A 13,376-nucleotide genomic window follows, 5' to 3' on the forward strand; every position below is an offset into this window, starting at 1 on the left:
ACATAATATCATCTATGTGCCAGGTATCAAGGGAAAAGTATCCTTTACCACCGGGAGCAATCGGATGCTCGAAATCAATATCTCCCCCCCCAGGCATTCAGAAGTTACATCGGTCACAGTAAACTGTTTGATGATTTTATCAGGAAAATCGAACAGCAGTCGCCATCATTCATCAGTAAACACAACCTTCGTGTCACCCCCGAGATGATGGGAATTATCAACGCGATCATTGACTGCCAAAGACAGGGGTTCTTTAAGCGGACGTTCATTGAAGCCAAGGTAATCGAACTGATACTGCTGCAGATGGAACAATTCTCCAGCCACACCTGCAATTCGTTCCGTATGTTCCGACCGGCCGATGCGGAAAGGCTGCAACAGCCTATCATTCTTTATTCTCTGTACGATCTATAGCAGAAATATTGGCTCTGTTATCTTCGGTTAATCGCCTATTGGCCTCGCTTTCTGAAAAGGGATGGCGATATGTTAAACTTCTCTTTGAATATCCTCGAAAAGTGATATTCAGACATAAACCCCGCCGCGAAGGCGATTTCAGCAATGGTCAGGTCTGTTTCTTTCAGCATCTTGCACGTTTTTTCCAACTTCAGGTTTAGGAGGTATTGACCCGGAGAAGTGCCTATTACCTCTTTAAATGCTTTCCTGAACCAGGTATAGCTGACGTTGTGTTCAGCGGCCAATTCGTCCAGGTTAATATGCTGATGTAGGTTATCATGCATTTTGAAGCGAATATTGTTGATGATGTGCTCTTTGCGATTTTGCGGGGATGCTTTGAGCAATGCCGCAGCGTACACCAAGCCCAGCAGCTGAACGGTCAGGCACGAAGCGATCTGGCAAAAGGCGACGCCTTCGCCCTTCAGTGTTTCCAGCAAACGGGTATAGATGTCGAGAAACTCGGTATTGAAACCCATGTGGATAAGCGGAAAACGGGGATTAAAACATTCTTGCTGCATTAAATATTCTGCATAGGGGCCATTGAATCCCACCCAATACTCTTCCCAACCCTGATCTTGTAGGGGTTTAAACGTATGCCAGGTATTCGGAAAAAGTAAGAAGACCGAACCGGGATTAATGGGCACTTCACCGATGTGTTCGGTTTCAAAGGTGCCACGGCCGGCCGCGATGAATACCAATTGGTATTCGTTGAGTACTCTTCCTTTTTCCCAATTGAAGAAATAGCGGTTTGGATGATTTTTATCGGGATAATTTTTGTTGGCAGGATGAATGTTATGGCCGACATTTAAGACATTAACCCCCCAGTTTGGCTGCATTTCAACCAATTCTTCGAGTTGTTTTGAACTAAAGTATCTGCGATAGGGATCCATTTCGAGCCCAAAGTTAACAAACAATAACCGTTTCCATGTCTAACAAGTTGCCGAGTTTTTCAATTTTAGAAGCGATATGACCTACCGCTACTGCGCAATGATGGGCCGGACCATGCCGATTCCACTGATTGATGAAGTTTCGCGCGCCTATCGAAAACCGGTAGCGGCTGTTCGTGTTGCCAATCTCCAATATCGGTCCGGCAACCGACACTGCTTCCGCCACCAGGAAACTTAATTCGCCCGATTTGCGCTGTACGACCGAAAGCAACGTCACCGGTCCGTTCCTGACCGACATTTCCACCGACAATCCCTTGCCGACCTTTCCGTGATATACATGGAGTGGCTTTACTTTGGTCTTTCCCTCTGCGATGGAAATATGTCCTGGCCCGTCGTGCCCCATCAGTACGATATCATCGTTGAAATCGACCGCATAATATTCGGTAAAGGATCCGCCCGCACCGAAACCATCCAAAATCTTCATGGCCTGCGCATTTTTTATTTCATATTCGCCGGCAACCGGTATGTTCCTTGCGGTGAGGAGCGACGTGCCGAGGATGATGGAACTCATCGTGTCTGCATTCTCGGTCCCGGTCCCTTTATAGTAATAGGCCATGGAGCCGAGCCGATAATGATCAACTAATTTATCGAGCGCTACGGAAGTTCTCGCGGCTCTTTCGAGCTCTTCTTTTGAGCAGTCGGGTTGTACATCGAAGCATTCGTAAAACAGCGACACCCGCTCGGTAATCTCCGCCAGCCGAACGCTTTTGCGTAAGGTCGAAAGCTCGTCTACTTCAATAATTTCTACGTGTCCGCCGAAGTAAGCATACTGTTGGGTGAGGTCGGAATAAATGTCGAGCATGCCGCTGTAATAATGCCCCATGCAGCCCAGCCGATTATGAAACATCATATGGGCGACCTTGGCTGCGTCCACCCATTCACGTACCTCGTTCCAGCATTCTTCTTCATGCAGCATTCCGGTCACCTGGTGGAACGTGATACCGGTCCGGTTGAACACACTGGCGATCTCGGGTACCGGGCAAGCCGAACAATAGGCCAGCCATTCGCCCGTCATTTTGGTTCGGTCTCCCATGCTGTTGAACGCGTCGTAATCGATACTAGCAGTTGGCGCTAAATTGAGGATGACCACGGGAACCTTGGCTTGGCGCACCACCGGAAACACGGTAGCTGATAACGCGTAGGTAGACGCGTATAGGAAGATAATGCTAACTTCTTCCTGCCTGAACGTACTGCCCGCTTCAAATGCTTTATCTACGGTATCGACCAACCCCAGGTTGATCACCTCGGGATGAAATGATGTCAGCTTCTGCGCTATTTCTGAGAGATATCCCTCGAGGCGGTCCCGCAGTTGCGGAAACTGGGGCCAATAGGTGTCAAGTCCGATTCCAAATAACCCGATCTTCGCTGTTTTATTGCTCATCTAAAAAATTTGTTTGCATTGTACCATGTTAAAGAAATGATCATCTTAAAAAAACAATCACTTACCGGGTTGAAATTTTACGTCGTTGGCCGAATAATTGATGCCTTCACCTCGATGCACCGGTATGACGGTAAACATCCATTTCGGTGGAACCTGCCAATCCAGCAGCGGATCGAATGTATTCATCGGCAGCTTTACCAAAATCTTGTTCCAGCCTTTTTTGACATTCACCATCATCGGCGGGCGGTAATAAAATCCCTCATCTTCTAATGGCGCTTCTAACTGTCCGGATGGCCTGCCGGGGAAGGCCCATTCGGGCGGGGGGATGAGGTTGCCATTGATCCATAATTTACTTTGCATATAATCCCATTCACCTTTTGGCGGGGTGGCGTCGGCGCCCGACTTCGATTGATCTTTAAAATCGGCCCAAAACGCCACTGCCGAATCGGCGTCGCTCCAAAACTTCGTATAGGCATACCAGGTGGTATTTTCCCTGGGCGATGGGAGCCAGGCTTCCACCGGCGGACCATGGGTGTGCCAGAGCCAGATCGTGCCGCCTGTCGCCACGAGGGTCGCCGTGGAATCTTCGGGCACCGCGCCGGGGTTTTCGGGCCAGTAAACTGCCGACAGATCCCCGTTGTTGTCAAATGGGCCGAACAAGTTCCACTTCATGTGGGTTTGTTTCACATAATTGAACGGCAGCTGGCTAAAATATTTTTCCTTATGCGTTAATAATCGTTTTTCAAATTCGACAAACGCCTGCGCCCGATCGGACGAATCGGGACCGATGCTGAATACCACGCCGGGATAACCCCCGCCGCGCCAGCTCCGCTCGGCAAAGGCCAGCATTGCCGGGTAAACCGGATTCATGTTGATCAGATCGGATTCTTGTTTTGCCCTTCTATCGGCCCACAAGCAAAATTCGGCGCCCAATAAACCCGAATCACCGTGCGGCTTACCGCCGAGCTGCCGGTTGAAAATAGTCACCACACTATTCAGCGGATCGAAATCGCTGATGTACAAAAACTTGGAGTCGATATAACGATGCGTATTTGCCTTCACTTCCTGATCGCCCTCGTCTTTCCACAGCTGACGGATAGTGTGATCATCATAGTTGCCCCCAGGCGCCCAGCCAATGACCGTCTTTTGATGTTGCCCGATGAGTTTTGTTATTTCCGGCAGAAACTGCTGATTGGTTATTTTTACCTCATCTGCTCCAATATGGATATATGGAACATCATAGGTAGTACACACCTCTTCGATAATGTCCTTAACAATTTTAGAACCTTTTTCCGATTGCATATCCACACCCATCGCCCTGGTAAATGCGGCGCTATGGCCCGGCATGTCGATTTCGGGTACCAGCGTAATGTGCCGGTCTTTGCAGTACTGGATCAGCGCTTTCACCTCCTCAATACTGTAAAACATCCCCTTGTTTCGTGTCATGTGCTCGGCGGCAGTGAGCTGTGGGTATTGCGTGACCTGCAATCGCCAGGCAACATCTTCGGTCAGGTGAAAATGGAATACATTCAGCTTGTAACGGGCCATTCTGTCAATTTGCTGCTTCAGCAATTCGACCGATTGATAGTTGCGCCCCACATCGACCATATAACCACGCCATTGATAGGCAGGGAAGTCTACGATGCTGCAGCCCTGTACGGAGCGTCCATCCAGGATCAGCTGGGCAAGCGTTTGAATCCCGTTAAAGATACCGTGAGCCGAATTAGCGGTGAGGACTACCGAATCGTTTCCTACCTGGAGCCGATATGCTTCTTCGGGTAAATGACGGGCGTCCACGGTGCCGAGATTCAGCACGATTGCGTGTTTGTCGGGCGGTGTCGAATTGCTGAGTGCTACCGTGTGCCCGTTGTCTGCAAGCAGCTGCTGCAATTGCAACGCCTCCTTGTTGAGGGACGGCGTCATTACCGCAATGGCATCGCACGTGGTGAGGTCGAACGTTTCGTCCGACCATTCCAATGATTGGGGTAGGGGAATGATGGATGCCGCAGGCCCTTCGCTGTCTGCGCGATCGCTGCATGCGATATGACAGGCGAGGAAAACAATTAATACCATCCAGCTGATGCTAACCTTCATTCTGTTGATCATATATAGTTTAGTTTTTCACGACATATCGGAATGTTCCCGAACCAACGGAAACGGTCCGTTTCCCGTTTCCGACAGTTGCCATCCGGTCCGGATGGACACGTTTACCGTTTTCAGAAATGATGGATTCGGCACCTGCTGGCAAATAAATCACAGCGTCCGTATTTGGAGGAATCTCGACATGGAGTTCAAACCTGCGCGTATTCTTTTTCCACTCGCTAAGAATGACACCATATGGCGAACGATAGCTGGCTTTAGCCGAGGTGATGTCTCCCACCGGTTCGGGGCAGATCACGATTTTATTAAACGCAATGGAATTTTCCGCCGGACGGATCCCGCCAAGTCCGCTATAAAACCATTTCATTAAATGCCCCAGCATGCAATGGTTATTGCCCAATGTTTTGATTGCTGTCCAATCCTCCATTAATGTCGTAGCGCCGTGCGCGATCTGATAACCATAGCCCGGCACGTCAGCGCGGTTATTCATATCAAACAGCACATCGGATTTGCCTTCCGCTTCAAGTACGTCAACGAGGTGGCGAAACCCGACCTCACCGGAGGTGAGCCTATTGTTTCCGGCACGGATACCCTTGATCAGGTTTTCAACGACCGCTTCCTTGTGCTCAGGATCCACCAGTTTCATGTAGACGGCCATAGCGTTTGCCGTTTGGCTTCCTGTGCCGTATTGTTTCGTCTCTTCGTTAAAAAAGGCATTGTTAAATGCGGATCTTACCTGTTCACTGAGTTGGTGATAACGCGAGGCATCATCGTGTTCGCCCAATAGCGTCGCGACCTGCTGCAGGATACCCAGATCATAATAATACATGGCTGTACCGGTGATTCCTTGTGGTGTATTCAACGAATAGCCCGAACCGGAACCGTTCTCACCGATGTCAAACCAGTCGCCCAGCCCGTGCGATACGATGTGGTTTTCGGCTTTCCTGCCGAGGTAATCCACGTACCGTTTCATCATCGGGTAGCTTTCCCTCAAGATTTCTTCATCACCATACCATTGATACATGTACCAAGGCAGGATCACGCTGCTGCTGCCCCATTCGGGCGAATCCCGGAAGTCGGGGTCGAATTCCACCCACTCCGGCGCAATGTTGGGCACCAGTCCCTCGGCGGTTTGTGCCAGCTGCATGTCCCGGATGATCTTGCGGTAAAAGGAGGCAATGTCATAGTTGTAGCGAATGGAACCGCCAAGTAGGTGGGCTACCTCTAGCCACCCCAGTTTTTCACGGTGGGGGCAGTCGGTCAGCACACTGGCCATGTTGCTCCTGATCGACCAGTTGATCAGGTTGAATATCTGGTTGAAAAGTTCATTGGAGCAGTGAAATTCACCCACGGTGCTGGCCGAATTTCGGGTATGCAACCCCTGTACCTTCTTCAATACCGGTAAGCCTTTTGGATTCGGCTCCCCCTCGGGAACAGCGCCCTCGATTTGCAGGTATCGGAAGCCATAATAGGTGAATTGGGGCTGCCAGCTTTCCGTGCCTTTGCCATTCAGCACATATGTAAAGTAGGAGGGGTCACCCGATGGCCGTTGGCTGACCGCAGTGGTGGAATCCAAGATCTCGCCCGGTATGATTTTTACGGTATCTCCGCTTTTCCCGCTTACTACGATCGCCGGTATACCCGAAAAATTTTGCCCCAAGTCGTACACCCACGTACCGGGCTTGGGTTGGCTGATTTTTACGGGCGCGAAGGTTTCCATCACCTTTAGCGGTTCAGTCGATTGGCTGTTGAGTTTTTCAGGGCCATCGACCAACACGGCATCTCGCCATGCTGCATCATCAAACGAAGGCGCGTCCCAGCCGTCTTGCGCTAGCCGGGCATCATAATCCTCCCCGCCGAAAATACTGGAAAAAATAACCGGTCCGGGAGCGGCTTTCCAGGAGCCATCACTGATGATATCCGCGGCGGTGCCATCGGTATACTCAAGCCGTAATCGGCAAATCATTTTAGGATGGCCGAACGTGCCGGTCAGCTTGCGGTACCGTTCTGCGGGCACGTGATAAAAACCGTTTCCAAGCATCACACCCAACGCATTTGCCCCGACTTGCACCTCCTTGGTAATGTCGAAGCCGACGTATAGCGCGGTCTTATCATAATTTGTCCAACCCGGGTCCAAGAAATGGTCGCCGATCTTTTCTCCGTTTACACGCAATTCGAAATGCCCCAGTCCGGAAATAAAGATCGTGGCCTGCTTTAAGGGTTTTTCAACCGTAAATTCCCGGCGCAGCAGGGGCAAGGTATCCCTGAGCGGTCCCCACTCCGGTTCGCCGCCGAGGTGAGCTGCCGGTACGATCCGCTTAGCGTTGGGCAATTCGTCATACCCAATCCACTGTGCACCTTTCCAATCCGGCGGCGCTATCAACCCCATCTGCCAGCTTGCCGGTTCGCTCCAATCGGAAACATGACCCTGATTGTCCCATATTTTTACCTTCCAGTAGTATTTTTTTGCCGACGTCAGTGCCTTCCCGGCATACGGGACCTGGATGGAGCTACCGGCGTCTATTTTTCCAGAATCCCACACATTTCCCTTTTCCTGCTTCAGCATCTCCGGGTCATCCGCCACCACGATCTGGTAAGCGGTTTGTTTTACGCTCCGGCGCTCCGCCAGAATGGTCCAGCTCAACCGGGGGCGTCCGGATTCGATACCCACGGGATTGCGCTTATCGTCGCACGTTAGGTTTGCGAGCACCAGCTTTCCGGGCGCTGCCATCGAAAGGCAAACATCTGCGCCAAGTAAGATGACCAGAACAAGGAACCCGAATCGATTTTTCAACTCCATATTTACATGTTATGCCAGTGTCAATATTCAGGATTTTGTTCCAGCCTTCCGATCTGTATCTCCCTTCTGGGAATCGGGAATATCAGCCTCCACGCGGTGACGTTGTACGCACTTGGACTCACATTCGGGTCCGCCGCTTTGATCTCTACGCCATGCGCATTCATCACGTCCACGGCTTGGTCTGTCCTGACCAGATCGAGCCACCTTTTGTTTTCAAATGCCAGTTCAATCCGGCGTTCATGCGCGATTATATCCCTGAGCGTCGCCTGGTCGGTAGCCGCGATGGTTCCCTCGCCATCAAACGCCCTGTTCCTGACTTGGTTTAAATAGGTGAGGGCCTCAGCTGATTTACCACCTCCTTGTTCGTTCAGCGCCTCGGCAAGCAGCAGCAGCGCATCTGCGTAGCGGTAAATGGGCCAGTTGCTATTGGTTTCTTCCACTATCGCATGGGGCCAGGAATATTTGCTGATGAAGGGCTTTCCCTCTTTACCGGCTGGGGCTGAATAATTGACCGGACTTTTGATCGATTCAATGATGAAGCTAGAGCCTGTTTCACCCGTGCCCTCGGCAATGGCTACCGAAGCTTCCAGCCTGGTGTCGCCTGCCTCGTAGCTCTCGAGCAGATCCTGTGTCGGCACATTCAGCCCGCTGGTGATGTTTTTGACCGAAAAGCCCGTCACGATGGAGGCGTCGTCGGTGAGGGGCAGGAACCGGTAAATAAAATCACTAGGTATGCCATTCGGACCGTCTTGGTATTGTACCTCAAAAATCAGCTCGTTGTTCGTTTTATTCGTCGGGTCGAATACCGAGCGGTAGTCCGGGAGAAGCGAATACCCATAGCCCGTAACCGCTCGGAGGACCTCCTCAGCGGCGGGATAGTTTTTTTGCGTAAGGTATACATAGCCCAGCAACATGTGGGCAGCCGCTTTGGAAGCCCTACCCAGTTCCCTGGCTTTGGGCGGCAGGATCGCCGCCGCTTCCGTGGCGTCCGCGATGATCTGGGCATACACTTCGTCTACCGTGGCGCGTTGCAGCGATGCCTCCTCAGCATTACTGACTTCGTGTATGTATAGGGGTACACCGCCATAATAGCGCACGAGTTCAAAATAAAAGAATGCCCGCAGGAACTTCGCCTCGGCAATGATCTGGTCTTTTTTTCCCGCGTCCATTTGCACATCAATGATTCGGTCTAATATCACGTTTGCACGTGAAATTCCCACATAGGATCCATCGTATTTCGAATTGGTTACCCCGTTGCCATCGTCATCCAAAAAATCAGCAACCGCTAACCTCGCCATGGTACCGATACTGGCGTCAGCACCCCGGTTAATATCATAATGCGTATTATCCGATCGCATTTCACCCATTACCCACGAATTCAGGTCACCCGCCGTACGCACGGCCCCATAAGTGGCGATCAACGCTTGCTGAAAGTCGCTTTCCGTTTTGAAGAAATTGCCAGAGGTTAATGTGTCTTCCGGCACATTATCCAGAAAACTCTCCGAACATGCCCCCAGCGATATGACGGCAACGACCAATATAATTAATTTTTTCATCGTCGTGAATAGTTAAAAGTTAATATTTAAACCCAAACTGAATATTCTAGGGATGGGGTATGCCGCGGCATCCTTACCTTCGCTGAGCCCATTGAGCCCATTTGCGCTGACCTCCGGATTGGCATAGCTGCTGAATACCAGCGCTTGCTGCACACTGATAAATGCCCTTAGGCTACGAATGGATTTAAAAGGCTCCGGATAGGTATACCCCAATGCAACGTTTTTGATGGTCAGAAACGTGCCGTCATGCACATACCGGCTGTTGTCTTTCCGATGTTCAGCCGTTGTCGATCCCGGGGCGGTGCGCCCGATGATACCTGCTCCCGGATTTTCCGGTGAGCGCCACCGGTCACTCACATAACTATAGGTATTGAACAGACCATCGATCAGTTCAAGCCATTCGGCTTTGCCATCAAATATATCACCGCCCACGGCACCACTTGCAACGATATTGAAGTCGAAATTTTTGTAAGTCAATGTGTTGTTGATTCCGAAGATAAATTTCGGATTGGGGTTGCCGATATACGTGCGGTCTTCCGCATTGATGATACCATCACCATTCAGATCCTTGAATCGCACGGTGCCCACCATGGAGTTTATTCCTTTGGGCTGCGATTCGAACTCCGCTTCGGTCATATAGATGCCGTCATAGACATAGCCCCAAAACTGTCCCATGGGCCTGCCCACTTCCGTTTTCCAGCTATCACCATATTCGTTGATGCCGCCGATGGGAGTATTGTTGGCACCCAATTGGATCACCTTATTCCGGTTGATCGACACGTTGATATCCGTAGTCCAATTGAAGTTGCCCTGGATGTTTTTTGTGCTGAGGGCAAATTCATACCCCCAAAGCCTGAACTCGCCGATGTTTGACATGACACTTCCATATCCCGATGAGGCCGGCACCTCAAGGTTGTACAACAGGCCTTCCGTTGTTTTATCGTAATAGTCAAAGCTGAATGCGATCCGGTCGTTGAAAAAGCCCATATCGGCGCCGAGGTTGACCCCTTTGGTGGTTTCCCAGGTGAGCAGCGAATTCCCCAGCGCCACGATCGGCCGACCGATCGTAATGTTTTGGTTTATGGGGTAATTATCCTGCCCGATATTGGGGTATTGGCGGAAATCACCGATATTGAAATTGCCCGTCACGCCGTAACCCGCTCGGAGTTTCAAATAGTTGAACGGTCCCCAACCCTGCGCAAAATCCTCCTCGGTCACGATCCACCCGAGCGAGAGCGAGGGGAAACTACCCCACCGATCATCTACACCGAACCGTGATGACCCATCGCGCCGGACAGCAGCGTTGAGCAAATATTTTCCCTGGTAATTATAGTTCAATCTGGCGTATTGGCCCAATAAAGACCACTGCGTCGTACCGCTGTTTGCGGTACGGAATTGGGGCGGTCCGCCGCTGATCCACGGAATCAGGTCGTCCGAAAAGTTGGAGCCGCCGGCCGCATTGAATTCCCTCCGGAATCGCTGGGCCGAATAGCCCGCCAATACTTCCACGTGATGATCCTCGGCAAAGGTTTTCTGATAGGTGAGGTTGTTTTCCCAAACCCAGGAAATGTCCGAAGTGCTGTTGTAGCCCGCTGCACCCGGAGTAGGCGGCGGAGCGAACACATCCCCCGTTGCGGTCGAAGGCCGCCAAGACCGGTTCCGCCAATCTTCCAGCTCGGCCCCGAAGGTAGATTTAAACCTGAAATCCTTGAGGAAATTAATATCCACGTAGCTATTGGTCAGCAATCCATTAGTGTGTGTCCGTTCAATGCGTTCCGTGAGGCTCCGGTACCAATTGGGTTGCGTGAGTATCCCCGGTGCCGAGAAGCTCGTCTTCATGTTGCCATTTTCGTCCGTATCGAAAGGCGAGAAAATCGGCGGTGTTACAAATGCTGAGAACAGGATTTGGTAGCCGCCGTCCGTATTGAAACTTTGAAAACTTTGGCGTGTTGCCGAAATATTGGTGCCGATTTTTATGTATTCATTGACATTGTATTCATTGTTAGACCGCAGGGAAAAGCGTGAATAATCGGTATTGATCAGGACGCCGTCCTGTTTAAAATACCCGGCGGTCAACGTAGAACTAAATTTGTCCTTATTCGTCGCGATGGAAAGGCTATAATCGGACGATTTACCTGGCCTGAGCAGCGCATCGTACCAATCGGTACTTTTATCCCGGTAGGCGGATGGGTCCTGGTACATTTCGGGCACACCGCCAGTATACCCCTCGTATGTCGCTTTATCTTCATATATCTCCTTCTGAAACTGAACCCATTCCTCCGCATTCATCAGATCCGGACGCCCTTTTTGCGGTACGTTGGTTAAACCGAATAGTGCGCTCAGCGTGACGTTGGTTTGTCCGGCTTTCGCTTTTTTGGTGGTGATCAGTACCACCCCGTTCGCTGCCCTTGAGCCGTAGAGCGAGGCGGCGGAAGCATCTTTCAATACACTGATGTTTTCCACTTCGTTGGGGTTGATGTTGCCGATGCCAAAAGCGCCGCCTACAATCGGAATGCCATCAACGACATACAAGGGGTTATTGCCCGCGCCGATCGAAGCCGCTCCCCGTATTTTGATGGACATGCCCTGCCCGGGTGTACCGCTCGTTTGGTTGATCTGTACACCGGCCAGTCTTCCCTGAAGCTTATTTAATAGCTGACCTACAGGCTGGTCTTTCAATTTGTCGGCATCGATATCTGAAACCGCACCCGTTATCTCTCTTTTTTTCTGTGTGCCGTAGCTCACCACGACTACTTCTTCCAGAAAGGCGTCTTGAGCAACCAGCTGGATGGTTAGTGGGGTTGCCGTATCTGCAACGCTGACTTCCTGTGTTTGGTAACCGATAAAAGAAATGACGAGGGTTTGCCCTGCACTGGCCTCCAACGAGAAATTCCCGTTCTCATCGGTTTTGGCTACGGATGAGGTGCCTTTGATTTCAATGGTTGCTCCGGCAAGCGGAAGACCGTCGGCGCTGATAACCTGCCCTTTAATGGGCGGAGGCGTGGCATTAGCGCTTAGCGCAAATACCGTTAATAAAAAAACATACACTAATTTCATTGTTTTGAATCGTTTGGGTGAATGGTCAATGGCAATTATTTGTTGAGGGCGCATGATCAACAGACGGACTGTGGTCATCCTTCGTAATTTCATAATCAGTCTTTTGATTAGTGGTTATCAACTAATATAGCGCAAGGTACACCGTTAGAAAAAACACCACCATGCGCAAAATGGCAATTCATTTATCATTTTTGGTAGACGTTGGTGGGCGGTTTCGGTTATTTTTTTTAAATACTAAAACTTTATCCCACCTTTGCGTGATAATTGGCCATTCCGATGATTCAGTTTTTGAAGGACAGTACATTTGCCGTAAATGAGGTGATCAACCGGTCTTGGGACCTGTTGCGGAAACACTATTTTTCCATTGCCGGGCTGTGCTTTCTGCTGTTCCTCACTTCGAATACCTCCGGGATACTGGCCTTTTACTTCAGCGAAGTGAATCCCTTTCTCAGCGTATTCATGGCGTTTCTCTTTGTAGTGCTGTATTTCGGCACGCAACTCACGTTGTTTAAGTACATTTTTGCGCTTATCGATCGAAAAGAAAAGGTACACCTGACCGAAACGATACCCAGCACGAAGGAATTGCTGTATTTTTTTACAAGCATGTTCAGTATCGTCCTGCTTGCATTAGTATTCTACCTGATCATCTCCATCGTGGCATTTCCGTTGGTCTATGCCAATATCGATGTTTCGGTGATGGTCAATATTGCACGCATCGTCTCCGCCGTTGTAATTTTCGTTTTCTTGCTCCGGGTGGCCTTTTACCCATTTTTTATCATTGAGCGACAGGCGGTACCTTTTCGGGCCTTGCGGCTCAGTTTTGCGTTGACCAGAGGAAATGTTACCAAATTGTTGCTCATCTTGGCATTTTTTGCCATTTTGCACCTTTTATATTTGTATTTCAACTATGCTGGTTACCCCATGGTATCAACGGCGCTGAGTTTAGTAAATTCGTTTTTGGTGGCGCCGCTGTCAAGTGTCGTCATAGCGACGGCCTATCGGAGTATGATGGCCGAATACCGTGGTGGGGACGACCCCGAGGTGATGAAGAATATTATTTAGCGGTTGGTGATGGTGGTTGGTGA

The 13,376-nt window shown here is 50.4% G+C and carries 8 protein-coding genes; 2 read left to right on the top strand and 6 right to left on the bottom strand.

All coding sequences use genetic code 11. From position 1 onward, the window contains the following. The first annotated feature begins 39 nt into the window (after positions 1-39). Positions 40-411 carry a hypothetical protein gene (locus tag ACMGDE_RS20050; RefSeq protein ID WP_495911615.1) on the top strand — a complete coding sequence of 124 codons (372 nt, stop codon included), beginning with the start codon at positions 40-42 and terminating at the stop codon, positions 409-411. Positions 412-446: 35 nt separating this feature from the next. Here the strand turns inward: ACMGDE_RS20050 and ACMGDE_RS06325 are convergent, their stop codons facing one another. The 6 genes from ACMGDE_RS06325 to ACMGDE_RS06350 all read right to left on the bottom strand — a co-directional run bounded on the left by ACMGDE_RS06325 (position 447) and on the right by ACMGDE_RS06350 (position 12,291). Then, positions 447-1,286, bottom strand: coding sequence for a helix-turn-helix domain-containing protein (locus tag ACMGDE_RS06325; protein ID WP_436831924.1), 840 nt, complete (start codon positions 1,284-1,286; stop codon positions 447-449). Positions 1,287-1,353: 67 nt separating this feature from the next. Continuing rightward, entirely contained in the window at positions 1,354-2,778 is a 1,425-nt protein-coding gene (locus tag ACMGDE_RS06330; protein WP_436831925.1) for an arabinose isomerase, read from the bottom strand. 57 nt (positions 2,779-2,835) lie between these two features. After that, the gene (locus tag ACMGDE_RS06335) at positions 2,836-4,872 is read right to left on the bottom strand and encodes a family 20 glycosylhydrolase (protein WP_436831926.1); all 2,037 of its coding nucleotides are present in this window, start codon (positions 4,870-4,872) and stop codon (positions 2,836-2,838) included. 19 nt (positions 4,873-4,891) lie between these two features. Next, positions 4,892-7,678, bottom strand: a complete 2,787-nt coding sequence (locus ACMGDE_RS06340; RefSeq protein ID WP_436831927.1) for a family 78 glycoside hydrolase catalytic domain — start codon at positions 7,676-7,678, stop codon at positions 4,892-4,894. Between the two features lie 20 nt (positions 7,679-7,698). Beyond that, entirely contained in the window at positions 7,699-9,234 is a 1,536-nt protein-coding gene (locus ACMGDE_RS06345; RefSeq protein WP_436831928.1) for a RagB/SusD family nutrient uptake outer membrane protein, read from the bottom strand. A 12-nt stretch (positions 9,235-9,246) separates the two neighbouring features. Further along, positions 9,247-12,291, bottom strand: a complete 3,045-nt coding sequence (locus ACMGDE_RS06350) for a SusC/RagA family TonB-linked outer membrane protein (RefSeq protein ID WP_436831929.1) — start codon at positions 12,289-12,291, stop codon at positions 9,247-9,249. Positions 12,292-12,567: 276 nt separating this feature from the next. Here ACMGDE_RS06350 and ACMGDE_RS06355 point away from each other — a divergent pair, with 276 nt between their 5' ends. Then, positions 12,568-13,353, top strand: a complete 786-nt coding sequence (locus tag ACMGDE_RS06355) for a beta-carotene 15,15'-monooxygenase (protein WP_436831930.1) — start codon at positions 12,568-12,570, stop codon at positions 13,351-13,353. Positions 13,354-13,376 lie beyond the last annotated feature (23 nt).

It is taken from the genome of Parapedobacter brassicae, from assembly GCF_051400755.1.
GTDB lineage: Bacteria > Bacteroidota > Bacteroidia > Sphingobacteriales > Sphingobacteriaceae > Parapedobacter.

What these genes read in the sequence shown, in the direction of transcription:
- ACMGDE_RS06325 (WP_436831924.1), bottom strand. Translation starts at nt 1,286, where the DNA reads ATGCAGCCAAACTGGGGGGTTAATGTCTTAAATGTCGGCCATAACATT.
- ACMGDE_RS06330 (WP_436831925.1), bottom strand. Translation starts at nt 2,778, where the DNA reads ATGAGCAATAAAACAGCGAAGATCGGGTTATTTGGAATCGGACTTGAC.
- ACMGDE_RS06335 (WP_436831926.1), bottom strand. Translation starts at nt 4,872, where the DNA reads ATGAAGGTTAGCATCAGCTGGATGGTATTAATTGTTTTCCTCGCCTGT.
- ACMGDE_RS06340 (WP_436831927.1), bottom strand. Translation starts at nt 7,678, where the DNA reads ATGGAGTTGAAAAATCGATTCGGGTTCCTTGTTCTGGTCATCTTACTT.
- ACMGDE_RS06345 (WP_436831928.1), bottom strand. Translation starts at nt 9,234, where the DNA reads ATGAAAAAATTAATTATATTGGTCGTTGCCGTCATATCGCTGGGGGCA.
- ACMGDE_RS06350 (WP_436831929.1), bottom strand. Translation starts at nt 12,291, where the DNA reads ATGAAATTAGTGTATGTTTTTTTATTAACGGTATTTGCGCTAAGCGCT.
- ACMGDE_RS06355 (WP_436831930.1), top strand. Translation starts at nt 12,568, where the DNA reads ATGATTCAGTTTTTGAAGGACAGTACATTTGCCGTAAATGAGGTGATC.